At 44.1% G+C, this 26,165-nt stretch carries 26 protein-coding genes; all 26 read right to left on the minus strand.

Annotation, left to right across the window (positions count from 1 at the left end; all coding sequences use genetic code 11):
• Nucleotides 1-12 precede the first annotated feature (12 nt).
• The gene (dprA, locus tag BOD01S_RS02995) at nt 13-888 is read right to left on the minus strand and encodes a DNA-processing protein DprA (RefSeq protein WP_036151129.1); all 876 of its coding nucleotides are present in this window, start codon (nt 886-888) and stop codon (nt 13-15) included.
• A gap of 84 nt (nt 889-972) precedes the next feature.
• Nucleotides 973-1,875, minus strand: a complete 903-nt coding sequence (gene sucD, locus BOD01S_RS03000; protein ID WP_036151131.1) for a succinate--CoA ligase subunit alpha — start codon at nt 1,873-1,875, stop codon at nt 973-975.
• An 18-nt stretch (nt 1,876-1,893) separates the two neighbouring features.
• Nucleotides 1,894-3,054 carry an ADP-forming succinate--CoA ligase subunit beta gene (sucC, locus tag BOD01S_RS03005; protein WP_036151133.1) on the minus strand — a complete coding sequence of 387 codons (1,161 nt, stop codon included), beginning with the start codon at nt 3,052-3,054 and terminating at the stop codon, nt 1,894-1,896.
• A 169-nt stretch (nt 3,055-3,223) separates the two neighbouring features.
• Nucleotides 3,224-3,526 carry an EscU/YscU/HrcU family type III secretion system export apparatus switch protein gene (locus BOD01S_RS03010; RefSeq protein WP_036151135.1) on the minus strand — a complete coding sequence of 101 codons (303 nt, stop codon included), beginning with the start codon at nt 3,524-3,526 and terminating at the stop codon, nt 3,224-3,226.
• Nucleotides 3,523-5,421: a hypothetical protein gene (locus tag BOD01S_RS03015; RefSeq protein ID WP_036151137.1), complete on the minus strand. Its 1,899-nt coding sequence runs from the start codon at nt 5,419-5,421 to the stop codon at nt 3,523-3,525. The genes BOD01S_RS03010 and BOD01S_RS03015 overlap by 4 nt, the downstream gene beginning before the upstream one ends.
• A gap of 6 nt (nt 5,422-5,427) precedes the next feature.
• Nucleotides 5,428-6,195, minus strand: coding sequence for a ribonuclease HII (locus tag BOD01S_RS03020; protein WP_036151138.1), 768 nt, complete (start codon nt 6,193-6,195; stop codon nt 5,428-5,430).
• 216 nt (nt 6,196-6,411) lie between these two features.
• The gene (gene ylqF, locus BOD01S_RS03025; RefSeq protein ID WP_036151140.1) at nt 6,412-7,287 is read right to left on the minus strand and encodes a ribosome biogenesis GTPase YlqF; all 876 of its coding nucleotides are present in this window, start codon (nt 7,285-7,287) and stop codon (nt 6,412-6,414) included.
• 177 nt (nt 7,288-7,464) lie between these two features.
• The gene (lepB, locus tag BOD01S_RS03030) at nt 7,465-8,028 is read right to left on the minus strand and encodes a signal peptidase I (protein WP_036151142.1); all 564 of its coding nucleotides are present in this window, start codon (nt 8,026-8,028) and stop codon (nt 7,465-7,467) included.
• A gap of 132 nt (nt 8,029-8,160) precedes the next feature.
• Entirely contained in the window at nt 8,161-8,505 is a 345-nt protein-coding gene (rplS, locus tag BOD01S_RS03035; RefSeq protein WP_036151144.1) for a 50S ribosomal protein L19, read from the minus strand.
• Between the two features lie 130 nt (nt 8,506-8,635).
• The gene (gene trmD / locus BOD01S_RS03040) at nt 8,636-9,367 is read right to left on the minus strand and encodes a tRNA (guanosine(37)-N1)-methyltransferase TrmD (protein ID WP_036151251.1); all 732 of its coding nucleotides are present in this window, start codon (nt 9,365-9,367) and stop codon (nt 8,636-8,638) included.
• Nucleotides 9,367-9,888 carry a ribosome maturation factor RimM gene (gene rimM, locus BOD01S_RS03045; protein WP_036151146.1) on the minus strand — a complete coding sequence of 174 codons (522 nt, stop codon included), beginning with the start codon at nt 9,886-9,888 and terminating at the stop codon, nt 9,367-9,369. The genes trmD and rimM overlap by 1 nt, the downstream gene beginning before the upstream one ends.
• Before the next feature lie 88 nt (nt 9,889-9,976).
• Entirely contained in the window at nt 9,977-10,210 is a 234-nt protein-coding gene (locus BOD01S_RS03050) for a KH domain-containing protein (protein WP_036151148.1), read from the minus strand.
• A 14-nt stretch (nt 10,211-10,224) separates the two neighbouring features.
• Complete coding sequence (gene rpsP, locus BOD01S_RS03055; protein WP_036151150.1) at nt 10,225-10,497, minus strand: 30S ribosomal protein S16; 273 nt, start codon at nt 10,495-10,497, stop codon at nt 10,225-10,227.
• Nucleotides 10,498-10,590: 93 nt separating this feature from the next.
• The gene (gene ffh, locus BOD01S_RS03060) at nt 10,591-11,949 is read right to left on the minus strand and encodes a signal recognition particle protein (RefSeq protein WP_036151151.1); all 1,359 of its coding nucleotides are present in this window, start codon (nt 11,947-11,949) and stop codon (nt 10,591-10,593) included.
• 12 nt (nt 11,950-11,961) lie between these two features.
• Nucleotides 11,962-12,315: a putative DNA-binding protein gene (locus tag BOD01S_RS03065; protein ID WP_036151153.1), complete on the minus strand. Its 354-nt coding sequence runs from the start codon at nt 12,313-12,315 to the stop codon at nt 11,962-11,964.
• Nucleotides 12,316-12,497: 182 nt separating this feature from the next.
• Nucleotides 12,498-13,745, minus strand: coding sequence for a signal recognition particle-docking protein FtsY (ftsY, locus tag BOD01S_RS03070; protein WP_036151155.1), 1,248 nt, complete (start codon nt 13,743-13,745; stop codon nt 12,498-12,500).
• A 13-nt stretch (nt 13,746-13,758) separates the two neighbouring features.
• Nucleotides 13,759-17,319, minus strand: coding sequence for a chromosome segregation protein SMC (smc, locus tag BOD01S_RS03075; RefSeq protein ID WP_036151157.1), 3,561 nt, complete (start codon nt 17,317-17,319; stop codon nt 13,759-13,761).
• A 1-nt stretch (nt 17,320) separates the two neighbouring features.
• On the minus strand, nt 17,321-18,082 hold the full coding sequence (gene rnc, locus BOD01S_RS03080; protein WP_036151159.1) for a ribonuclease III: 762 nt from the start codon (nt 18,080-18,082) through the stop codon (nt 17,321-17,323).
• Between the two features lie 179 nt (nt 18,083-18,261).
• Nucleotides 18,262-18,498 (minus strand): acyl carrier protein, encoded by a 237-nt coding sequence (gene acpP, locus BOD01S_RS03085; protein WP_036151161.1) that lies wholly within the window; start codon nt 18,496-18,498, stop codon nt 18,262-18,264.
• A gap of 32 nt (nt 18,499-18,530) precedes the next feature.
• On the minus strand, nt 18,531-19,274 hold the full coding sequence (fabG, locus tag BOD01S_RS03090) for a 3-oxoacyl-[acyl-carrier-protein] reductase (protein ID WP_036151163.1): 744 nt from the start codon (nt 19,272-19,274) through the stop codon (nt 18,531-18,533).
• Nucleotides 19,265-20,218 carry an ACP S-malonyltransferase gene (gene fabD, locus BOD01S_RS03095; RefSeq protein WP_036151165.1) on the minus strand — a complete coding sequence of 318 codons (954 nt, stop codon included), beginning with the start codon at nt 20,216-20,218 and terminating at the stop codon, nt 19,265-19,267. Before fabD ends, fabG begins: the two co-directional genes overlap by 10 nt.
• Before the next feature lie 27 nt (nt 20,219-20,245).
• The gene (gene plsX / locus BOD01S_RS03100) at nt 20,246-21,229 is read right to left on the minus strand and encodes a phosphate acyltransferase PlsX (protein WP_036151166.1); all 984 of its coding nucleotides are present in this window, start codon (nt 21,227-21,229) and stop codon (nt 20,246-20,248) included.
• Complete coding sequence (fapR, locus tag BOD01S_RS03105; protein ID WP_036151168.1) at nt 21,226-21,801, minus strand: transcription factor FapR; 576 nt, start codon at nt 21,799-21,801, stop codon at nt 21,226-21,228. Before fapR ends, plsX begins: the two co-directional genes overlap by 4 nt.
• 132 nt (nt 21,802-21,933) lie before the next feature.
• Nucleotides 21,934-23,973, minus strand: a complete 2,040-nt coding sequence (recG, locus tag BOD01S_RS03110) for an ATP-dependent DNA helicase RecG (protein ID WP_081977868.1) — start codon at nt 23,971-23,973, stop codon at nt 21,934-21,936.
• A 384-nt stretch (nt 23,974-24,357) separates the two neighbouring features.
• Entirely contained in the window at nt 24,358-25,266 is a 909-nt protein-coding gene (gene sdaAA, locus BOD01S_RS03115; protein WP_036151170.1) for an L-serine ammonia-lyase, iron-sulfur-dependent, subunit alpha, read from the minus strand.
• A 12-nt stretch (nt 25,267-25,278) separates the two neighbouring features.
• Complete coding sequence (gene sdaAB, locus BOD01S_RS03120; protein ID WP_036151172.1) at nt 25,279-25,941, minus strand: L-serine ammonia-lyase, iron-sulfur-dependent subunit beta; 663 nt, start codon at nt 25,939-25,941, stop codon at nt 25,279-25,281.
• Between the last annotated feature and the right edge of the window lie 224 nt (nt 25,942-26,165).

The following is a 26,165-nucleotide window of genomic DNA, read 5'->3' on the forward strand; positions in this document are numbered from 1 at the left end:
AACCCCTTTATATCAACTGTTTCTTGATAAATAGTTGATTTGATACCCGTTCCATATAGGAATAGCGCCTTCTTTAATCAAATTATTTGTACCGCTCGACTGGGCAGAAGTAATCGGCCCCGGCACGGCAAAGACATCTTTTCCCTGCTCTAGTGCAAGCTCAGTCGTGATAATAGTTCCACTGCGCATCGCTGCCTCTGTGACGACTAAAGCATCCGACAACCCGCTGATGATCCGGTTACGCATAGGGAAATAGTGCTTTTTTGGTCCCATAAATGGCGGGTATTCTGTAACGAGTAACTGATGCTGCCCCATATAGAGAGCCAGCTCTTCATTAGCTTTTGGGTAAATGGTATGCAAGCCATGCCCCAAAACAGCAATGGTATGTCCACCATAATGGATGGCAGATCGATGTGCAAGTGTATCGGCCCCTTTTGCAAGGCCGCTGACAATTACATAACCTGCGGAAATAAGCGGCGGCATCAGCTGTGTAAAGGCCTCAACAGAATACTGTGTAGCCTTTCTTGAACCAATGCAGGCGATCTTTTTTTCTGCTGTCAGCAACTTGCGGTTACCTTTTACATACAACATAACAGGCGCATCGGGGAGCTGTAGTAGTTCCTTTGGGTAGTCGGCACTTGTATAGGGAATCGGTTCGATATCAAGGGAGGCATAATAGTTCTCTATATCTTTTTCCATCCAGGTGGAATATGCCTTTTTTAATGCTATTGCCTTTGTCTTCCCGATATTGAGAATTTGTGCCAAATCTGAGGCTGATAGCCATGTCAATCCGTTGATTGTACGGGCTTCATGTAATAATATATGCAGCTTATTCAGTGAGAGTGGATAAGTATGATGAAGTGCTAATAAATGCTGTAGATTTGTCATTTTATCGCTCCTTTATAATAGAAGAAAAAATGACTGTACAACAAAAGATGTAGCACGAGCCCCCACCCGTGCTACATCTCCATTTTAATGTGTCTTACATTTTTCGTATAGACCTTTTTCTTTGATGACCTTAATTAATGTTTCGCCAATGACAGAAGGTGTCGGCGCTACTTCGATGCCCGCTTCGTTCATTGCCTTGATTTTTTCAGCGGCTGTTCCTTTTCCGCCTGAAATAATCGCCCCAGCATGTCCCATTCGTTTGCCTGGAGGGGCTGTTTGTCCACCGATAAAGCCTACAACCGGTTTTGTCATATTGGCTTTTATCCATTCAGCTGCTTCTTCCTCAGCTGTACCGCCGATTTCCCCAATCATAACAACCGCGTAAGTTTCTGGGTCTTCATTGTATTCCTTCAGTACATCGATGAAGTTGGTACCATTTACAGGGTCTCCACCAATTCCAACAGCAGTTGTCTGGCCGATACCTGCTTGTGTCAATTGATGAACAGCCTCATAAGTTAATGTTCCGGAACGGGAAACAACACCTACGTGACCTTTTGTGTGGATATAGCCAGGCATGATGCCGATTTTACACTCGTCTGCTGTAATAACACCAGGGCAGTTTGGACCAACTAAACGTGTCTTTTTGCCTTCCATATAGCGTTTCACCTTCACCATATCCAGTACAGGAATATGCTCTGTAATACAAATTGTCATATCCAGCTCGGCATCTACAGCCTCCATAATTGCATCTGCAGCAAATGGAGCTGATACATAAATAACCGATACATTTGCGCCTGTAGCATCTACTGCTTCCTGTACGCTATTAAAGACCGGTACACCTTCTACTTCCATACCGCCTTTTCCGGGAGTTACCCCAGCGACAATTTTTGTACCGTATTCAAGCATTTGTTTCGTATGGAATAGTGCTGTTTCACCTGTAATACCTTGAACAATTACTTTTGTATCTTTATTAATATATACACTCATTGCTATTCCCTGCCTCCCTTAGCTTACAAGTCCTACGATTTTTTGGGCGCCATCAGCCATTGAATCTGCGGCAACGATGTTCAGTCCGGATTCGTTCAGAAGCTGTTTGCCCAGGTCAACGTTTGTTCCTTCTAGGCGTACGACAAGCGGCACTTTAAGTCCCACTTCTTTTGCGGCTGTAATAACCCCTTCCGCAATAATATCGCATTTCATAATTCCGCCGAAAATATTGACAAAAATGCCTTTTACTTTTTGGTCCGACAGAATAATTTTGAATGCTTCTGTTACTTTTTCCGCCGTCGCACCGCCCCCAACATCCAGGAAGTTTGCAGGTGATCCGCCGTAATAACTGATTGTATCCATTGTAGCCATCGCTAACCCTGCACCGTTTACCATGCAGCCGATGTTACCATCAAGGGAAATATAGCTTAAGTCATATTTTGATGCTTCAATTTCTTTTGGATCTTCTTCATCAAAGTCTCGCAGCTCTACGATATCTTTATGACGGTACAGGGCATTGCTGTCAAAGTTGAACTTTGCATCAAGCGCCACTACCTCATCATCGCCTGTTACAACAAGCGGATTGATTTCAACGATGGATGCGTCTTTATCGACGAAAGCATCGTAAAGACCAAGCATTAATTTTGCCGCTTTGTTTACCAGTTTTGTAGGGATATTCATATTATATGCCATACGGCGTGCTTGGAACGGCAGAAGACCTGTTACAGGATCTACAACTTCCTTGAAAATCTTTTCAGGGTTTGTCTCTGCCACTTCTTCTATATCCATACCGCCCTCTTCCGAGCCCATTAATGTGACACGTGAAGTTGCGCGGTCCAATACAAAACTTAAATAATATTCTTTTTGAATATCCGACCCCTCTTCAATGTAAAGCCTTTTTACTTCTTTACCTTCAGGACCCGTTTGGTGTGTTACTAAAATTTTGCCAAGCAGCTCCTTTGCATAAGAGCGTACTTCATCAAGGTTTTTTGCAATCTTGACACCGCCTGCCTTACCGCGACCTCCCGCATGGATTTGTGCTTTCACAACCGTGACGTTGCTACCAAGCTCCTTTGCGACTTTCACAGCTTCATCCGGAGAAAAAGCAACTTTCCCGTTTGGCACTGCCACCCCATAGCTTCTCAAGATTTCTTTCCCTTGATATTCGTGGATATTCATAATACATCCTCCCATCAGACAATTGGAAATATTTTTTCACTATAATCTATTTTATACAAACATTCAGACAATGTCTATATTTGTCTTTTATGCGGAATTTTCAGTCTTTTAATGTCGATTATTCTATTACATTCACAAAATACACAAAAAGCCGTGTAAGTGCTATCACTTACAACGGCTCATTACGACGCTTTAGTTCTCCATGTTTTTGATCTAAATGATAAATAAAGGCAAAAACCTCCGCTACTGCCTGGTAGAGTTCCTCAGGTATAGATTCATTCAAATCCAGTTGCCCCAACAGTTGAACTAGATTCTGATCTTCATGGACCGGTACATCATGCAGAGCTGCCTGTTCTAAAATATTTTCAGCAATTTTTCCCTTTCCCTTCGCTACTACGGTTGGTCCTTTCGGCGAGAGAGGATTATAGGAAAGCGCTATTGCCTCTTTTCGCGCAAATTTCTTGTCGCTCATACGCGGAAATCCACCCCGTTCCACTGTTCAGGAGCTGTTTTTGAATTTTGTATAGCTTTCTCGTGGTTTGTTCTTTCAAAAGGCTTGATAAAAATACCTGAAAGCTTGTATTCTTTGTCCCGGAGACCACCTTTTAATGATTGCTTGAGCGGTTCTGCCAATATACTGAGCTGCGGGTCATCATTAAATACAGTAATGGTTACAATTCTGTTTTGTACTTGCATATCGATAACCGTCTCTTGAAGAGATTCCATATTCAAATAAAACAAAACCCGTGCAAAATCCGCATCAACTTTTCCGTCTTTTCCCATTCTTCCATTCCATTGCAGGGTGGCATCCATCTGCCTGCCGAAAAACTCAAGGGGTACTTGCATGATCAGCTGGTGCTGATGCCCATTTTCCCCTGATAGAAGCTGCATTCCATTCAATCGCGCCATCAATACCTCTGCCGAATCACGCAATGCTGGAGTCACCTGTGTATCATGCAGTAGAGACAGCAACTGCGGCTTCACAGACTGGGCAAGTGTCTGAACATCTACCGCCTTGCTGTTCAAAGCAGCTTCATAGCTGATGCCAAGTCCCTTTATAACCGTTTTCAACGCCTGTTCCATCGCCTTACTATCGACAGCATTACGTACCGTTGCCTCTGCTTCTACCATGAGCGCTTGGATAGCCGGTTGTAATGATGCATTGCTTGTACGTACAAGGTTTCTCATCAGCATATCATTGGCAGGTGGAGCAGCATCAGACTTTAACAAAGAGAGAAGCTGATCCTTCACTGTTAGGCCATGCTCATTTTGAGTAAATAAGTGGCTATTACTATTTGAAGAAAAAGCTTTAAGCAGCTGTTCATGCAGCTGGCGTGCAAACACTTCCATTGTTTGTTTTGTTTGTGGAAGCTGTGTAAATCGTTCGACCATTTGCTGCAGCTGATTTTTTTGCTCCATCGTTAGCAACCCTTCATTTTGCAGAAATGTACGCACTTGCTGCACAATCATTGTACTTTCTTCTTGTTTTGCAGCCATTATCTGCTCAATCATCTGTCCAGCCTGGCCTGGCTGTTGCTGAGAAGAGGAAATAGCCGTTTGTGCAGGCATGGACTGCCAATTGGGTAGCGTAGCACTTTTAGGGAGGATGCCCGCTTCTTTCAAGAGTACCAGCGCTTGCTGGCGGTTCGCTACAGATGCTGTCTGATCTGTTAACGTCTGTACGGCGCGCGCCAGGATTACACCTCCTGTTTCATTCTCCAGCGGCTTAGCAACCGTCTGCAGTTGCGTCAATAAGCTCGTTTTCAGTTCCTGCGAGATATTTGGCTCATTTGTTAACTGACTGACGAAATTTTGAAGTGCTGTGCTCATACCGGTCGTTTTCGCCCCTTGGACAAGGGCTTGAAATACCTCATTCGTAAATGGCATTTTCAGCTCCACCATCCGCTGCATCGCTCCTAGGGCATCTTGCTTTGCCACTCCCTGGGGCAGCGCCTTCATCCATGCTTCAGCCTGTAATAACTGCTCACGTGTGATAGGGATTTGGGCTTTGAGGAAATGTCCCATCACTTGCTGCATTTCTTTTGTCTGCGGGAGATTCATCGATTGCAGCAGCTGCAGCATTTGCTGCTGCGATCCCATCGATTGTGGCATCGGGCCGGTCACTACCTTCAGTTCTGTCTCGGCTCCTGTACGAGTTACTTGGAAAAAGTGTGTATCTCCCGCAGCAAGAGGCACCTCTAATTTCGCAATCAGCCGATTCCCCCCTACTTGTATCTCAGCCATTTGGTCTGGATAAAGCTGCTTAATTGTTCCATGAAAAACTTGTCCCTCCCGCAGCACAAGAGCCTGATTTGCCTGCATTGGCCCCTGCTGCGGCTGAATAGGATTGAATGATGTAGATGTCAATCTATTTCACCCCTTTATCATTGATTTAATGGGTTCAAAACTCTTTCTATGATGTTTTGTCGGTCCATACTGTTCAAGCGCTTCCAAGTGCTGTTTTGTACCGTATCCTGCGTGCTGGTGGAAGCCATACTGCGGATGCTGTTCATGCAGCTGCTCCATATATTCATCACGTGCGGTTTTAGCCAAAATAGATGCTGCTGCAATGGCCAGGCTTTTTGCATCCCCCTTCACGATGGAATGCTGCGGCAGCTGAATGGGCAAGGTCATTGCATCTACCAGCACAACAGCAGGCTGTATTGCAAGTGCTGCAACACTTGCAGCCATTGACTGCTTTGTTGCTTCGTAAATATTTAATTCATCAATCTTTTCAGCAGGCTGGAAATGTATATGATAGCAAACAGCATGTTCCTTAATGCGGGCCGCATAGCTCTCCCGTAATTCCTTCGACAATTGCTTTGAGTCATTGATTCCGATGAGTGCCTCACAATGGGGAGGTAAAATAACAGCAGCCGTCACAACCGGCCCTGCTAATGGCCCCCGCCCCGCCTCATCAACTCCTGCTGCGAAGTCGTGCGGCTGCGGAAGGTAAGAGGCATCAAAACGGCATTTCTCCTCATGGGCATCTATTATCAGCTGCCTTTTCACCATACGTTTTTCAAAAGCTGCCCAGGCTTTCTGCACACCCGTCCGCTCATCTCGTTGGATCTCTTTCATCCAGGGCTCTATTTGTTCTGCGGCCTTTAGTGCAGCTGTAATTTCTTTAATCGTTTTCATCTTTCTACTCCTTGCCTGTCTTATATTGTATATCGGCATATAATTTTATTATAAAAGAAAAGGAGGTGTCCGAGAAGTTTTCCGGGACACCTCCTTTTCAACAGAAACGATAACACGGTGATCTAACTGCCGCAGAAGCAATACTTTACAGCGGCCAATTAGAATAGAGAAAGGCAGTGTGAAAAGTTATTTACTCTTTCACACTGCCTCTTTCCGTTACAGCTCCATATTTTCCTTTTCTACTTGTTCAGCTACAAAATCAAACGTCAGCTTGCCTAGATGCTGTGAACGGATATCCCGCACAATCAGCTCTGCCACTTGGTCGTAGTCGATTTCCCCACCTTGTCCGAATACGCGGCGGAGCTTTCCTATATGGTCGAACGTATCGACTAATTCTTCATGCACAAATTCAAGACCATAACGTTCCTGCATACGTTCGGGGTAATGAATAGAGAGGAAACGAAGCCCGTAAACGGCCAAATCCTCCATATTTGTTACTGTATCTTTAATGGCGCCCGTTAGCGCCAGCTTAAAGCCGACTTCCTGATCTTCAAATTTCGGCCATAAAATACCCGGTGTATCCAGTAACTCCAGCTCTTTTCCTACTTTGATCCACTGTTGGGCCTTCGTAACACCTGGCGTATTACCGGTTTTAGCAATATTTTTCTTTGCTAGGCGATTGATCAGTGTAGACTTTCCGACATTAGGAATTCCTACAATCATCGCACGAATGGCACGTGGCTTCATACCTTTCGCTTTCATGCGTGCCCATTTCTCCGCCAGTAGTTCCTGGGCTGCCTTTGTTACAACCTGCAGCCCTTTCCCTTCAAGGGAGTTAATTGCTACAGCTTTATGGCCGCGTTCATCAAAATACGCGAGCCATTTGCGTGTTTCCGATTCATCCGCCATATCCTGCTTATTTAAAATAAGCAGGCGCGGCTTTTGGTTGATCACTTGGTCAATCATTGGGTTACGAGATGAAAGCGGAAGCCGGGCATCTACCAGCTCGAAAATAATATCTACCAGTTTTAACTTTTCGGAAACTTCACGGCGCGCTTTTGCCATATGTCCCGGGAACCATTGTATTGTCATTTAATATATTCCTTTCTTTTGGCATATTCTTCTCTAATTTATTACTGCTTTTTCATTAGAAGAAATTACATTGCCACTATCTTTCTTTATAGCAAAAGTAATGTTACCCACAGCTATAGTGTATCCATAAAAGCTTTTCTCATATAAAAAGAGGAGACTCGCATCCCCTCTCATTCGTCATTTTACAATTTTAATATCATTTAGAGGCCAGAAAATCAAATTTGTACTTCCGATAATTTTATCTTCACTCACAATCCCGATATGCCGGCTATCTTTACTAAAGCGGCGATTGTCCCCCATTACAAATACATAGCCTTCCGGAATAACGTCAAGCGTAGGATCAATATCCTGCAGTTTGAAATCACCAGTAAGATTTCCCTCTGTAATTTCCGCTTTATACTTGTCTAAATAAGGCTCTTCATACGGTTTCCCATTAATATATAATTGGTCGTCGATATATTCTATATGATCGCCTGGGAGACCTATCACACGTTTAATATAATCTTTTCCTTCCGGCGCATGGAAGACGACAATATCAAAACGGTCCGGGCTGCCGATTTTGTAGCCAATTTTATTAACAATCATCCGGTCACCGTCTTCAAGGGTTGGCATCATAGATTCGCCATCAACGACGATAGGCGTAAATAAAAAATATCGAATGAATGCAGCAATCGCAAAGGCGATAAGCAATGCTTTAATCCATTCCCAAAGCTCGTTTTTTTCTTTTCCAACTTTTTCCATGCAATTATCCCCCTCGTCTATCCACATATATTGTAAACGAAATATAGTTTCCAAGCAAAAAAAATTGTCTACTGCTATATGTAAAGAGAAAAGAATGGAGCCTGAAACCAAGCCCCATTCTTTAAAAAGCTATTATCGGATTTCTTTAATACGTGCTGCTTTACCACGTAGGTTACGTAGGTAGTAAAGTTTAGCGCGACGTACTTTACCGCGACGAGTAACTTCTAATTTAGCGATTTTTGGTGTGTGTACTGGGAAAGTACGCTCAACACCAACACCGTAAGAAATTTTACGAACAGTGAAAGTTTCGCTGATGCCGCCACCACGACGTTTGATTACTACGCCTTCGAATAATTGGATACGTTCACGAGTACCCTCAACAACTTTAACGTGTACCTTTACAGTGTCACCAGGACGGAATGTTGGAAGGTCTGTACGAAGTTGTTCTTTTGTAATTTCTGTGATAATGTTAGACATTTTATTCTCTCCTTAGACAGATGCTCATGCACGCTCTAGGCCACAGCGGAACACCGTAATTCAGTGCTTCACATAGAAGCACAAAATGAATATTACCATAAGTCTTTTTAAGATGTCAAGTATCTTTTCTTTATAGTAATTCCTTTTTTAATGTCTCTAAAATTTTTTGCTGTTTCGGTGTAAGCTCTAGGGCTTCAAGCAAATCAGGGCGACGCATGAATGTGCGTTTTAACGATTGCTCCATCCGCCACTCTTCAATTTTTGCATGGTTACCGCTTGTCAATACATCCGGTACCTTCATCCCACGAAAATCTGCCGGGCGTGTATAGTGAGGATGCTCCAGCAAGCCTGTAGAAAACGAGTCTTGGATGTGGGAATCTGCCTGTCCTAAGACGCCCGGCAGTAGACGTACGACTGCATCAATAACCGTCATAGCAGGCAGTTCACCTCCTGTCAGCACGAAATCACCGATCGAGATTTCATCTGTTACAAGATGCTCACGGATTCGTTCATCATACCCCTCATAATGGCCGCATAGAAAGACAAGATCCTCTTCCTGTGCCAGCTCCTCCGCTTTTTTCTGCGTAAATCGTTCCCCTTGCGGACACATGAGAATAACGCGTGGTTTGCGGCCTTCAGTAATGTTTTCCACAGCATTGAACATTGGTTCAGGTTTTAATACCATTCCCGCACCGCCGCCATACGGATAATCATCTACTTGCTTATGCTTGTTGTCGCTATATTCCCTGATGTCCGATACAGTTAGCTCAACAGCGCCTTTTTCCTGTGCCTTTTTCAAAATAGAGGCACCGAACACCCCTTCAAACATATCAGGAAAAAGGCTAAGTACGTGAATGTTCATCATGATAGCAGGCCTTCCATCAGGTGGATCACGATTTTTTTCTCTTCCACATCTATTTCTTTTACGACATCTTCAATATACGGTATATAGTGCTTCTTGCCGCCTTTTGATTTGATTTCCCATACATCATTGGCACCCGTTTCTAAAATATCAGACACTACGCCGATCAGTTCCCCTTCTTCTGAGAAAACCTCACAATCCATAATTTCAAAATGGTAATATTCATTCTCTTCCAGCTCATCTTCTGCCAATTGATCCATCGTGACCTTGAGCAGTCCCTCTTTAAATGGCTCCACCAGGTTAATATTGTCCAATCCTTCAAATGTCAGCAGGATGAAATTTTTATGGCGGCGCGTGCTTTGGACCGTCACCCAGATCGGTCGTTTTTCATCCTTTTTAAATACGGCCAGCTTACTGCCCGGTGCAAAACGGATGTCTTCAAAATCCGTTGTGGACAGTACGCGTACCTCGCCTCGAATACCATGTGTATTAACAATACGGCCTACATTAAACCATTCCATCATATCACCTCTTGTATAGAAAAAGAGAAGAAAGCCAGCGCCTCCTCCTCTTTTTATTGTGTGGATATTCCGCTCAGAATATCCTTTTTTAATCCAATATATCGACGTACGTCTTTTTCTTATGGTATCCACTAGCTGCTGAGTAAACAATTGTACGAATCGCCTTAGCGACGCGGCCCTGTTTGCCTATCACTTTTCCCCGATCCTCTGGATGAACAAAAAGTTTATAAACAATTCGACTTTCGTTTTCGTCCGTTTCGATCCGAACTTCATCCGGATAATCGACTAACGGTTTCACGATCGTTTCAATCAGCTGCTTCATATAGATACCTCCGATTATTTACTGAATTTTTGGTTATGGAATTTCTCCATGATTCCTTGTTCTGAGAACAGGTTACGAACAGTATCAGATGGTTTTGCGCCATCAGCTAACCATTTAAGAGCTTTCTCTTCATCGATTAGTACTGTAGCTGGAGTTGTAAGTGGGTTGTAAGTACCTACTGTTTCGATTTGACGGCCATCACGTGGTGAACGAGCGTCAGCTACTACAATACGATAGAAAGGAGATTTTTTAGCTCCCATACGTTTTAAGCGAATTTTAACTGCCATTATTTTAGCACCTCCGAATAAGTTTCACACAAGATAGTATATTATCAATGTTTGTGTGGTTTGTAAAGTGTTTTTTCTTAACACCTATTTTTTTTATTTAAATAATGAATCGAATCCCGGCAATTTCATTTTTTTCTTGCCTTTTCCTTGTGCCATACCTGTCATCTGCTTCATCATTTTCTTCATTTCTTCAAACTGCTTGAGTAATCGATTTACTTCCTGGATTGTTGTTCCTGAACCGGTTGCAATGCGTTTTTTACGGCTTGCATTGATAATGTCAGGGTTCGTTTTTTCCGTTGGCGTCATCGCATAGATGATTGCCTCAATGCGGCCCATCTGCTTCTCGTCAACCTTTACATTATCCAGGCCTTTCATCTTGTTCGCACCCGGAAGCATTTTTAATAGCTCATCTAAAGGCCCCATCTTCTTCACAGCCTGCAGCTGTTCAATAAAATCATCGAATGTGAACGTCTGCGTCATGAACTTTTCTTCCAGTTCTTTTGCCTTTTCCATATCCACATTGGCCTGTGCTTTTTCAATTAATGAAAGGACATCACCCATACCAAGGATACGGGATGCCATACGCTCTGGGTGGAATGATTCGAGAGCATCCATCTTTTCGCCCATACCAACGAACTTGATTGGCTTTTCCGTTACCGAGCGGATCGACAGCGCGGCACCACCGCGTGTATCACCGTCAAGCTTCGTCAATACGACCCCTGTAATGCCTACAGCTTCATTAAAACTTTGCGCTACATTGACAGCATCTTGCCCTGTCATTGCATCGACAACAAGGAACACTTCGTCAGGTTCTTTTAACTCACGGATATCCTTTAGCTCCTGCATCAACTGCTCATCAATATGCAGACGCCCTGCTGTATCAATGATTACAACATCATGATGTTCTTCTTTTGCATGCTCAATCGCCTGGCGGGCAATTTCCACGGGGGAAATATCCGTACCTAGGGCAAAAACAGGAATAGAGAGCTGCTTTCCTATTGTTTGGAGCTGGTTAACGGCTGCCGGACGGTATACGTCAGCTGCTACCAAAAGCGGCTTTTTATTATACTTTTTACGGAGAACGTTTGCCAGCTTCCCTGTTGTCGTTGTTTTACCGGCACCTTGCAGCCCAACCATCATAATAACTGTCGGCGGACGAGTACTGAATTTGATTGGGCTTTGTTCGCCGCCCATTAATGAAGTCAATTCGTCCTGTACGATTTTAATAACCTGCTGGCCCGGTGTTAAAGATTTCATTACATCAGTACCTACTGCACGTTCACTTACTTTTTTCACGAACTCTTTAACCACTTTTAAGTTAACGTCGGCTTCGATCAAAGCAAATCGAACTTCACGCATCATTTCCTTCACGTCTTGTTCGGTAACTTTCCCTTTACCTTTAATTTTTTGAATGGTTCCCTGGAGCCGTTCTGCCAAACCTTCAAATGCCAAATTATTCGCCTCCTAATCCGATTCCCTTATTTGCTCAATTAACGCGAGACGAGCTTCCTTCGCGGCACTTTCGTCTTCTATTGCGTCTGTCAGCTCTTTTAAAATACGCTGACGCTGCTGAAATTTTTCTAATAAGCGTAATTTATCTTCATATTCTTCAAGCATTGCTTCTGTACGGCGGATGTTATCATAAACTGCTTGTCTTGATACATCATAGGACTCCGCAATTTCGCCAAGCGAATGATCGTCCAAGTAATAAAGCTCCATATAGCTACGTTGCTTTTCCGTCAATAATGCCTGATAAAAGTCGAAGAGAAAGTTCATGCGTGTTGTTTTCTCAAGTAGCACTTTTATCTCTCCATTCATATTTAGTCAACTGTATCATAAATCTTTTCCCTGTCTACTGTCAAGGTAATTTCCTTGTCTTTTCAACTATCTGCGGCCCTGAAAAGGAGCCGCGCTTATTATACCATTGCCTTTATATATGATCATTTATAAGAGCTTAGAAAAAAGACTCTCTTTTCCATTTACGGAAAAGAGAGTGTTCTTTAGTCTTCCATATTTTTCAGTTCAGCTTCTAAGCCTTCTGCGAATAAACCGTATACATAGCGTTCTGCATCGAACGGCTGCAGATCATCCATTTTCTCGCCGAGCCCTACAAATTTCACCGGGATATGCAGCTTGTTGCGGATTGCAAGAACGATACCACCTTTTGCTGTACCATCAAGCTTTGTCAGTACAATCCCCGTCACATTTGTAACCTCTTTGAACATTTGTGCCTGTACTAATGCATTTTGGCCTGTTGTCGCATCAAGCGCCAATAACACTTCATGAGGCGCATTTGGAATTTCGCGTGAAATGACGCGGTGCACTTTTTCAAGCTCATTCATCAAGTTTACTTTATTTTGCAGACGTCCCGCTGTATCGCAGATTAACACATCGACACCGCGATTTTTCGCCGCACGAATAGCATCATACATAACAGCAGCAGGGTCTGACCCTTCCGATTGCTTGATGACTTCACAGCCTACACGGTCACCCCATACTTGCAGTTGATCAATGGCACCCGCACGGAATGTATCGCCTGCAGCAAGCAGCACTGATTTTCCTTCTGATTTTAGGCGGTGGGCCAGCTTACCGATTGTCGTTGTTTTCCCAACTCCATTTACCCCTACAAATAAAATGACTGTCAGTTCACCAGCAGGCTGCATAGCAAGATCGGTCAGATTTTCTTCACCTGATTCGTAAATCTCAACAAGCTTTTCAGAGATAATTGTCTGAATCCCTTCTGTATCTTTGATATTTTTACGCTGCACTTCAAAACGCAGTTTCTCCATTAACTCCATCACTGTTTCGAAACCAACGTCCGCCTGCAGCAGTACATCCTCAAGCTCCTCAAAGAAATCTTCATCCACTTTCCGGTAGCGGGCAACTAAATCATTCACCTTTGAAGTAAAGGAATTACGCGTTTTGGCAAGACCCATTTTGAATTTTTGTGTAATTGACCAAGCAGAAGGCTTTTTCTCCTCCTCTGCTTCTTCCTCTTGAACCTCTTTCTCTATCAATGCTGGAGTTGATTCCACTGCCGGAATTTCCTCTTGCACTGGTTCTGTTACAGGAGACTCTTCATAAACAGGCTCTTCCGTCGCTGGGACTTGTGCAGTCTCTTTATCATCAGACCCTTCCCCCTGTGCTTCCAGTTCTGCTTCAGATTCTTTTGTTTCTTCCAGAAGCTCTTCTTTTTCCTGTTCTGCGGAACCGACCAATTTCTCTTTTAATCGCTTAAAAAAACTCATTTCCTACACTCCTTTATCCTACAGGCACATCTTCTTCCAATTTTACCGAAACAAGCTTCGATACACCGGATTCCTGCATAGTAATACCATACAGAACATCCGCGCCCTCCATTGTTCCTTTACGGTGGGTGATAACGATGAACTGTGTATCCTTACTGAATTTCTTCAAATATTGACTGTAACGAATCACGTTAGATTCGTCTAGTGCTGCCTCTACCTCGTCCAGGATACAGAATGGCACTGGACGTGTATTTAAAATAGCAAACAATAAAGCTATAGCAGTCAGTGCACGTTCTCCACCTGAAAGCAAGCTTAAGCTCTGCAGCTTCTTACCGGGAGGCTGAGCAACAATTTCAATTCCTGTTTCCAGCAGGTTTTCAGGATCGATCAGCACAAGATCTGCCTGACCGCCGCCAAACAACTCACGGAAGACATTTTTAAACTGGGCACGGACATTTGTAAACGTGTCATGGAAGCGGGTTGACATTTCGCCGTCCATTTCCTTAATTGCTTCATGCAATGTCTCTTTCGCTTCCAGTAAATCATTACGCTGCTCCGTCAAGAACGCATGGCGCTCCTGAACGCGTTCAAATTCCTCGATTGCGGCCAAATTGACAGGTCCCAATTCTTCAATTGATTGCTTCAGCAGCTTCACTTTTCTTCGGACCTGCTCTACATCTTCAATTTCTTCCGCTAACTCAGCCGCTGCTTCCACTGTCAGCTCATAGTTTTCCTCAAGCTGTGTCAATAGGTTCGTCTGGTCATATTGCAGTCGGCTGCGTTTAATCGATAATGTATTAATCGCTTCCATATAGCCTTTATGCATTCGCTGCTTTTCTTTCATGTCTTCTTCGATTGTGGCCAGCTTTGCCTGCATAGCTTCCTTCTGCTCCCGTTTTTCTGCAATGATATCGAGTAATGTTTGTCTCTTTATACTCCATTCGACAATTGATCGCTCAATTTCCTCCATAGAAGGGCCATTTAAGCCTGCGTCTGATTGGAACCATTCGATTTCCTGGGAAATTTTTTCGATTGATTCGTTGGATTTCGACAATCCTACAGCCACATCCGCTATTGTCAACTGCAACTGTGAAAGCTGTTCCTGGGCTACGGCGAGCTGTGAACGCTTCTCTCCAATTTGATCACGGAGAACATCCTTTTGCGTATCTCCTTGAGCCTTGGCAATCGTCAACTGTTCCACGAGCTCATTTAACTCTGCCAATTCAGTTGAAAGTTCCTGAAGACGTTTTTCTGCCTGCTCCTTTTGCTCGGCAAGTGTTTCGTGACGTGTTGACATAGATGTCTGCTCACTCGTAGCAAGTGTCACACTTGTCCGCAAATTTTTCTCCTGCATATCAAGCTCTAATAGGGCGGATTTTTGCTGTTGCTCCTGTGTACGCAGCTCCTCGGTTAAAAGGCGCACTTCCTCCAGCTCATCCCGTAATGCGGTAACCTTTTCCTTTTCAATTGCTACAGTACGTTCGGCTGATTGGATGGATTGCTCCATCTCTCCCATTTTCACTGATAAATCATCGAGCTCCGCTTTTCGTGTAAACAGAGACGTTTGCTGCTTAACAGAGCCACCTGTCAGCGAGCCGCCTGCGTTTACGATATCGCCGTCAAGCGTTACTACCCGGTATTTAAAACCGAGCATGCGGGCAATTTGGCTTGCTCCATCGAGGCTTGCGGCAACTAGTACATTCCCAAGCAGATTTTCAATAATAGAACGGTTTGATTCCTCAAATGTCACCAAGTTATATGCCATATCTACAAACGAAGGATGGCTAGATACGGCTGAAATCTGGTTCTCTCCCAAGCGGCGGGATTTCATGACAGACTTCGGTAGAAATGTTGCACGACCGGCACGACGCTTTTTCAGCCAGGAAATTGCCTGCTGGGCATGCTGTTCGTTTTGCGTCACAATATGCTGACTCGCCGCACCAAGCGCCGTTTCAATCGCCTGGGAGTATTCCCCCGTTACTTGTAACAGTTCGGCAACCGCCCCTTCAATCCCAGCCAATTCCCCTTTGTCTCTAGCCAAAAGGACCTCCTTAACACCGTGGAAAAAGCCGGAAAAATCTGCTTCAAGTTCCGCTAATGTTTCACGGCGCGACTTTAGCTGCTGCTGATACTGATATGCTTTATAAAGAAGGTTTTGCTTCTCGTCCAGCTGCACAGATACTTGTTTCAAAGAATGTTGCATGTCCGTATACAGATTGAGCTTCTCCTTTAGCTCTTCCTGTATCTTCTTTAGCTGTTTACTTACAATTTCCTTCTCGGCCATTGTATGCTCTAATTCTTTCTGCATGCCTGCTGAACGATCTGTAATTCGTTCCGCCGTCTCCTGTTGCTGCTGTAACTGCTGATCAATATGTTTCAGCTCATTCTTGACTGTTGCTTCTTCATTCAAGAGGTCGATATATTTATTTTTAGATGTTTCAATCTCTTCTTCAATTTCAGTTACAGAGCGTGTCAATGCTTGCTCCAGTTGCTTGATAGCCTGTTTTAATGATGATACTTCCTGCTGCTTTGCATCAAACAGCGTTCGTTTCTCTGTCTCTTGTAAGCGATGTTTCTTCGCTTCCTCCATTGCGATTTGCAGGCTGGCTTCCAGCTGCTTCAAATGCTTTTCGGCATTTGAGCGTTTTTCATGCATCAGAGCCTTGCGACCATCCCATCGTTCTACTTCAGCCGTTGCTTCAACCAGATCCTCCTGTGAAGTATCCAGTTGTCCATCCAACGTTTTCAGCTCTGCCCGTACTTGACGCAAGCTTTTTTCTGCTGTGCTTATTTCCCCGGCAAGCAGAAGTTCATTTGACTCTAACTCAGCAAATTCCTTCTGCATTGAGCCTAGCTGCTCTGCACAAACATGTAAATCATGAACGATTAATGAAATATCAAAGTCCTTTAGTTCCGTGCTCATGCGTACATAATCCTTGGCTGTTGAAGCTTGGATTTGCAATGGTTCCAGGCGATTATCCAGTTCATGGAGGATGTCCAGTACCCGATGTAGGTTTTCATCGGTCTCAACAAGCTTATGCTCGGCTTTCTTTTTCCGCTGCTTGTATTTCAGCACACCTGCCGCCTCTTCAAAAATGAGACGGCGATCGTCTGGACGGCTGTTTAATACCTCATCGACCCGTCCTTGGGAAATAATCGAAAACGCTTCTTTTCCAAGTCCAGAATCCATAAACAAGTCCGTAATATCCTTCAGGCGACATGTTTGATTATTAAGCAAATATTCGCTATCACCTGAACGATACACACGTCTTGTCACACTGATTTCAGTGTAGGGAACAGCAATTCGTTCGTCTGTATTATCCAAAACCAATGTCACTTCCGCGAAATTCAGCGGTTTGCGTGATTCGCTGCCGGCAAAAATAACATCTTCCATTTTTGATCCACGAAGAGATTTTGCGGATTGTTCACCTAATACCCAGCGAATCGCATCCGTTACATTACTTTTTCCACTGCCATTCGGGCCTACCACTGCGGTTACACCTGGGACAAAATCTATACCAATACGCTCTGCAAAAGATTTGAAGCCCATTACTTCAAGTCGCTTTAAGAACATATTACTCCCCCTTTTGTGCTTGCTGCTTTAGCGTTTGCATCGCACTTTGCGCCGCCTGCTGTTCAGCCTCTTTCTTCGATTTGCCTCTACCTACCCCAAGCTCCTGCTCATTTAATAGGACACGGGATACGAAGGTACGGTTATGAGCCGGGCCTTTTTCATCAACGATTTCATAATGCAATATACCGTTGTTCGATTGCTGCACCATTTCCTGCAGCTGACTTTTGAAATCCATCACATGCGAAAAAGCACCGAGTTCTACTTTTGGGAACACGACTTTCTCCAGGAATGCTACTACCCGCTCTAATCCTTGGTCAAGATAAAGTGCACCGACAAATGATTCAAATACGTCAGCTAAGAGCGCAGGACGTTCACGGCCACCTGTCAATTCCTCTCCTTTTCCAAGCAATACATATCGGCCAAATTCCAATTCATTCGCAAAAATAACTAAAGACGGCTCGCAGACAATAGATGCACGTAATTTTGTCAGCTCACCCTCACTCATTTGCGGGTATTTTTCAAATAGGAATTTCGACACAGACAGTTCTAAAACAGCATCTCCTAGAAACTCCAGCCGCTCATTGTCCGTAAATAGCTTTCGACGATGTTCATTCACATAGGATGAATGGGTAAATGCTTGATACAGCAAATTTTTATTATTGAACAAAACATCCAGTTCACTTTGCAATTGTTCAAAAGATTCCCGAACTTTTTCCGGGAATACACCAGATTTCTGATTATTTCCTTTTTTTCTTATCGTCATGGACAATCTGCCTTCCTTACTCAGTTTCTAACGTTTAGTTTACCTCGTTGTATCAGTTAACGCAAAGAGATTCTCATAAAAAGTCGTGTTTTGCAAAGGTTTTTCCTTTATTGTGCAAATATTATAATGAAAAAGAGGTACAAGAACACGAACACCCGTGTTTTTGTACCTCTGTATCATTAGCTGACTTTACTTTCGATGTAGTTGATGGCATCACCAACTGTTGCGATTTTTTCAGCATCTTCATCTGAAATTTCCATATCGAATTCATCTTCAAGCTCCATAACAAGCTCAACGACATCTAATGAATCCGCACCTAGATCTTCACGGAAAGAAGCTTCTACTTTCACTTCGCTCTCGTCAACACCTAGACGGTCTACGATTACTTTTGAAACACGTTCAAATACTGTAGCCAAATCGGTCACCTCCCCTCAAATATATTATCTAATTACATAACTAGTCCGCCGTCAATATGCAGCGTCTGTCCTGTAATGTAATTTGCACTGTCAGATGCCAGGAATACAACTGCCTTTGCGATATCTTCCGGCTGTCCTAGTTTTGCCAGCGGGATTTGCTTTAGCATTGTTTCCTTGATTTCTTCCGGTAGGGCGTCCGTCATTTCTGTTGTAATAAAGCCTGGGGCAATGGCATTTACCAAAATATTGCGGCTTGCCAATTCCTGTGCCGTCGTCTTTGTCAACCCAATTACTCCTGCCTTAGCAGCGACGTAATTTGCCTGTCCCGGGTTCCCCGCTACACCTACGATAGAGGAGATATTAATGATACGGCCTGCACGCTGCTTCATCATTTGACGCGTGACTGCTTTTGTACAAAGAAATACGCCCTTGAGATTTGTATCTATTACATCGTCCCATTCCTGTTCTTTCATACGCATTAATAAATTATCCCGGGTAATGCCGGCATTATTTACGAGAATATCGATTGTGCCGAACGCCTCTAATGCCTGTTTCATTAAACTTTCAACAGCAGTGCTATCTGCTACATTTGCCTGGATTGCTACCGCCTTTGGCCCAAGTGCTTCAATTTCTTTAACTACTTCTGCTGCCTTTGCTTCACTGCCGCTGAAGTTGACTACAATATTTGCACCCTGCTTTGCCAGTTCAATGCATATTGCACGGCCAATCCCACGGGAACCGCCCGTTACAACAGCAGTTTTACCTGTTAAACACATTGTGTCCACTCCTTAGACGCCTCAACGACCTGTGTCAGTGTCGCTTCATCATACACACTATAGACAGTCGCTTTACGGTCGATTTTCTTTACAAGGCCGGCTAATACCTTGCCCGGACCACATTCAATAAAGATGTCCACACCAAGGTCAAGTAACGTTCTTACGTTTTGCTCCCATTGGACCGGGCTGGATACTTGATCGATCATTTCTTTCTTGATCTCTGCCACCTCTTCAAGTAACACAGACGTTACATTGCTGACGACAGGAATGGCTGGTTTTTTCATTTCCACTTCCTCAATTGCCGCTGCAAGCTTTTGAGCAGCCGGCTGCATTAAGGAGCTGTGGAAAGGTCCGCTTACAGTTAGGGGAATGGCGCGTTTTGCCCCTCTTTCCTTTGCTAAAACGCTAGCTTTTTCAACGCCTTCTTTTGTTCCGGAAATAACGATTTGTCCCGGACAATTTAAGTTTGCAAGCTGGGCAGTCACCCCTGATGCACTTACTTCCTCGCAAACTTTTGCCAACTCGGTAGAATCCATTCCTAAAATTGCTGCCATGGCACCTTCACCTGCCGGTACCGCCTCGTCCATATATAAACCACGTTTGTGAACAATTTGCACTGCATCTTCGAAGGACATCACTTCTGACGTCACGAATGCACTGTACTCCCCTAATGAATGACCAGCTGTATAATCCGGTTTGATGCCCTCGTTCATTAAACGTTGGGCAATCATAACACCTGTTGTCAGGAGTGCCGGCTGTGCATTGTAAGTCAATGTCAGCTCCTCCTGCGGTCCTTCCAGCATCAGCTTAGATAATGCAAACCCAAGTGCAGTATCTGCTGCTTGGTAAAACGTCTTACTATTTTCACCTGTTCCGGCAAGCTCTGCACCCATTCCTACTTGCTGCGAGCCTTGTCCCGGAAAAATAAAAGCTATTTTCGTCATCTTTAGCTCCCCTTTGCTACTGACCGATTACCCTTTCGTAATCGTTTCCTGTATCGTTTTACACACATTGTGCTCCACCATCGTACGCGCCTGTTTAATAGCACTATGTACTGCTCTAGCGTTCGATGAACCATGCGCCTTAATAACTGGTGCTTTTAAGCCGAATAATGCCGCCCCACCATACTCTGTATAATCCATTTTTTCCTTTAGTACTTTTAAGTCACCTTTTACTAGAGCGGCACCGAGTTTCGCCTTTGTAGAAGATGTCAAGGCATCTTTCAGCATGGAAAATAATGCACCTGCTGTCCCTTCGATTGTTTTGAGGACCATATTGCCCGTAAAGCCATCCGTTACTACGACATCCGCTACACTGTTTAGAAGCTCACGTGCTTCCACATTGCCTTCAAAGTGCATGTTTGCTTCCTTCAGCAGATCAAATGCTGCCTTTGTCAGCTCATTTCCCTTTTTGTCCTCTGTGCCAATGTTCAACAGACCAACCCGGGGAGCAGAATAGCCACGTACTTTTTTTACATAAATATCGCCCATAATGGCATATTGGAGTAAATTTTCCGGCTTTGCATCTGCATTTGCCCCTAAATCCAACATCAGGAAGCCCTTGCCATCGAGAGTCGGAAGAGTAGTGGCCAGAGCCGGACGCTGTATCCCTTCAATCCGTCCTACTTTAAACAGACCGCCCGCCATCAGCGCACCTGTATTTCCAGCTGAAAGGCAAGCATCTGCTGTTCCTTCTGCCACTGCCTCCAGCATACGTGCCATGGAAGAGTCTTTTTTACGACGTACTGCACGGGCCGGATCGTCATCGCCTTCTACTACTTCCTCACAATGGATGACTGCAAGACGCGGATGTTCCTTTAAATAAGGCTTCATCGCCTCTTCCCGGCCATATAATAAAATTTCTACATCTTCAAACTCTTCGAGTGCCTGCATGACCCCTTCCGCAATTGCCTGCGGGGCTTTGTCACCGCCCATGCCATCTACTGCTAGTTTCATGTCTCGTTTCCACCTTTCGTGCGGTACATTTCAAATTCACCTGTAAATACCACTTCATTATTTACTGTCGAAGTGACATCTATAATTGTACGATTTTTTTCCGTATGCTGTGTACGCACGATTGCCTTCGTCACAACCCGGTCTCCCGCCTTTACAGGTTTTACGAACGCCACATTGGACTTCACCGTCAATGCCAGTTCATCATCAATCACCGCTACTGCAAGGGAGTTTGCCTGGGCAAATAAATGATGCCCCCGTGCAATATTATTACGTTGGAAGACGTGCTCTTCACCGACATCGAAGATAGAGAGTGCGCGTTTATCTAATTCAATATCTATAATTTCACCAATCACTTCATCCAGTGGAAGTGATTTCACTTCATTTTCATAGTTTTTAGACGCTACATCCTTAATGCGTTCCCGCAATTCAGGAATAGAAAGCTCCATCCGATCAAGCCTGATTGTCTGGACACTAACGCCGAACTGATGTGCTAACTGTTCATCAGTGACGAATGGATTGTCTGCAATCGTTTCTGTAAGCAATTGCTGACGTTCTTTTTTTGTACGTTTCATGTCATCCGTCACCTTCTCATTAAGTATTAGCACTTGGTACTAATACCAATATACATAACTATGAAAAAGAACGCAACAAAATTTTTTATCGTTGCGTTCTCCTCTATCGTTTTTCATTCTTCTATTTTTCCATCAATCAATACGTTCGCCTTCTAAAGCGCCGGACGCTGCAAGCATAGTGCGTAATGGTTCGTATTCCTCGGACGACCAGAACGTTTCGCTTTCAATAAGCCGCACTGCATCTTGGCGTGCCACCTCTAATGCCCGGTAATCATGTACTAGGTCCGCCATTTTAAATTCAGGCAGTCCGCTCTGTTTTTTACCGAAGAAGTCGCCCGGCCCCCGAAGCTCTAAATCCTTTTCAGCAAGACGGAAGCCATCATTCGTTTCCGTCATTGACATCATCCGCTCTTTTCCTTCTTCGGTTTTCGGATCGGCCAATAGTACACAATAGGATTGGTGCTCTCCGCGTCCAACCCGTCCTCGCAGCTGATGAAGCTGTGCAAGGCCAAAACGTTCTGCATCGTAAATTACCATAAACGTTGCATTGGGTACGTTCACCCCAACTTCTACAACCGTTGTCGATACCAGTACCTGGATATTTCCCTCACTGAATGCCCGCATAACCGCATCCTTTTCATCCGGATGTAAACGCCCATGCATAAGTCCTACATTGAAACGACCATGGAAATATGTCGTCAGTTGTTCAAACACCTCTACAGCATTCTGCACATCAAGCTTATCTGATTCTTCAATTAATGGACAAATAACATATGCCTGACGCCCTGCTGCCAGCTCTGCTTCCATCTTCGTTAAAACTGCCCCAATCTGTTCATGCTTCATCCAATGTGTTTCGATTTCTTTTCTTCCTGCCGGTAGTTCGTCAATGATAGATACATCCATTTCCCCGAAAGCCGTAATTGCCAATGTACGTGGAATAGGGGTTGCCGTCATAAAGAGCACATCCGGGTTTTGCCCCTTATCGCGCAAGACACGGCGCTGCTCAACACCAAAGCGATGCTGCTCATCTGTAATAACAAAGCCAAGCTGCTTGAATTCCACATCAGGCTGAATGAGCGCATGGGTTCCGATTAAAATATCAATTTCTCCGTTTGCCAGACGTTCGAGTATGTCCCGTCTTGCTTTTGCTTTTGTAGAACCGGAAAGCAGCGCCACACGTACACCGAGTGGTTCGAACCAGGCATATAAGTTTTCGGCATGCTGCTCTGCCAAAATTTCCGTTGGCGCCATTAACGCCCCTTGAAAACCCGCTGTGACAGCTGCATACAAGCCGATAGCTGCCACTACTGTTTTCCCGGACCCTACATCTCCTTGAAGCAGCCTGTTCATACGGTGCCGAGATTTTAAATCTTTACAAATTTCATTGACAACCCGCTTTTGTGCACCTGTCAGCTCATACGGCAATGTCTGGATAAAGGCCCGCAACTTTTCTAGATCGTAATGAATGGGGAGTCCCTTTTCCTGATCCTGTCTTGCTTTGCGAAGTGCCTGTATACGGAGCTGGAATGCCAGCAGTTCCTCAAACACAAAACGTCGTCTTGCCTGCTTCACATGGTTTGGGTCCTTTGGAAAGTGAACTCCTTCTAGCGCCTCTTGCAGAGGAAGCAGCTTATATTGTTCACACATGGATAAGGGCAGCGTTTCAGGAATATTATTCCCTGCCTCATCAAGTGCCAGGCGCATTATTTTGCGGAAACGATTTTGATGTATTGTATTACGCAAGCTGTAAACCGGTTCAAAATCTCCTTGTTCCTGCTTTGGGCCAAATTTAATAGTCGAGCCGACGATCACTTGACGACCCCTGTCCCATTTCCCTGAAACCGTAATAATGGCACCTGGTGTTAGCTTTTGTTTTAAATAATGCTGATTAAACATAACGACTTTCACCAAATGTCGTCCTGCCAGAACTGTTACAGTCAAACGGGATTTCTTTCCCATATAAGTAACAGCAGGAACACTTTCTACTCTCGCCTCAATAGTTACTTTTTCGTTATGTGGTGTCTCAGCTAAATTTTTTAATGTAAAGTCCTCATGCCGGTACGGAAACGTCCAAATCAAATCCTCGACTGTCTCTATGCCGAGAGATGCCAACTGTTCTGCTGTTTCCTTGCCGACACCTTTCATATTCGATACTGGTTCGGTAATATTCACTTGCCCGACAGCTCCTCCAAAATTCCTGCAATGAAGCTAATATCAGCCATCAAGCCTCACTCAAAATTTCCGCGAAGAGCCTTCCCCCTTCCATTACGATTGCTCCTTGCTCTCGCATTTTTTCTATTCTTATTTTCACAACATACGTTCTGTTTTCTACTATTCAATTGTAACATTTATTTTTCTTCTTATCCTCTAAATATACCTTTTCCTCTCTATTCATAGGCTGTTGACTTACAGATTTTTATTCATTAGAAGACAAAAGAAAAACACACGATGTTATTGATCGTGTGTTTCTGAGTGAATACAAAGCCGGTTTACAACTTTGTCTTCACGTATCTTTAGATAATATGGCAAAAAGAAGATGTACCCGGCCTGTCTTCCCTACTGCAATGATTTAATGCTCTGTAAGCCGCCGTTATCAAAAATCGCCTTACTGATTGCTTTTCCTGTAGGTGTCGCAGCCAGTCCGCCTCGGGCCGTTTCTTTTAAATTCGGGCTCATTGACTGCCCAATGCGGTACATTGCTCCGATTACTTCATCACAAGGAATGCGGCTTGTTACACCGGCAAGAGCCATATCGGCTGCTACGAGTGCATTTGCAGCACCCATGGCATTTCGTTTTACACATGGTACTTCCACTAATCCTGCTACTGGATCACATACAAGCCCAAGCATGTTTTTCAATGTGATCGCAAAGCCTTCTGCACACTGCTGAGGTGTTCCGCCTGCCATTTCTACAATGGCCGCTGCTGCCATCGCCGCAGCAGATCCTACCTCTGCCTGACATCCGCCAGCTGCACCCGAAATGGAAGCATTATTTGCTACAACAAAGCCAAATGCCCCTGATGTAAATAAATAACGGATCATTTGTTCACGAGTTGGATTCAGCTTGTTTTTAACAGCAAACAATGTTCCCGGGACAACTCCTGCCGAGCCGGCTGTCGGTGTGGCACAGATTGTTCCCATCGCTGCATTTACTTCATTTGTCGCCACTGCCTTACTTACCGCATCCAGCAGCAGCTCTCCTGATAGGGAGTTTCCGCTGGCAATATAGTTTTGGATAAGTACAGCATCTCCCCCTGTCAAGCCAGTGACAGATTGAACTCCTTTTAGGCCCCGTTCAATTGCTTCTTCCATTACTGTCAAGTTGCGATCCATCTGTTCCATGATCGCTTCTCTGCTGCGGCCACTAATCATTATTTCCTGTTCAATCATAAGCTCAGAAATATGTTTATTCTCTTTTTCCGCCAGGGCAACTAATTCTCTTACATTTTGAAATAATACGTCCACGTTGCAGCCCTCCTAATTATTAATCTTCGAGACTTTTGTAATATGCGGAATATATGAAATCTGGTCTAAAACCCGGTCTTCAATATTTTGGTCCACTTCAATCACCATTAGCGCTGTATGCCCCCGCTCAATACGGGATACTTCCATATGGCCAATATTCACATTATGCATAGCCAAGCAATTCGCTACATTGGCAATACAGCCTGTACGGTCGTTATGCACAACGAGGATAGCCGGCATACCACCAGTCAGGCGCAGTTTAAAGCCATTTACCTCACTGACTTCAATTTTCCCGCCTCCAATGGATATCCCTTCTACACTCATCTCCCCATCATCATCACTCATAACAATACGTGCTGTATTAGGATGCTCCTTATGTGCTTCTTCCGGGATAAATTCAAATTCCATCTCCGCTGCTGCTGCATCTTCAAAAGCTGTTTTGATTCGTTCATCATACGTATCATAGTTTAAGAGACCACCTATAATCGCGACGTCCGTTCCATGGCCTCTATATGTTTCAGCAAAAGAACCGTATAAATGAATTTTTACCTGTTTCGGCTGCCGGCCGAATAAATCACGTGCTACCCGGCCGATCCGTGCCGCACCCGCTGTATGCGAACTTGACGGACCGATCATAACGGGACCGATAATGTCAAAAACGGATGTAAATTTCATCAAGTCACCTTCCCACTTCAATTTTCCCACAATTTTTTCATACCTTTAGTTTATCAAGCAACAGGCCTTTTCTACAAATCTTTCAACTTTTCATGCAAGAATTTATAGCTTTAAATTAAAACTCTTCTTAAAAGAACCTTTTCTTTCCGATTATACACAGGAATGAAGCTAATCAAAACAAATTTTATTCAAAAGGAAAGAGACCCCTGTAAGTACGTACTCAT

It is taken from the genome of Lysinibacillus odysseyi 34hs-1 = NBRC 100172, from assembly GCF_001591965.1.
Classification (GTDB): Bacteria; Bacillota; Bacilli; order Bacillales_A; family Planococcaceae; genus Lysinibacillus_B; species Lysinibacillus_B odysseyi.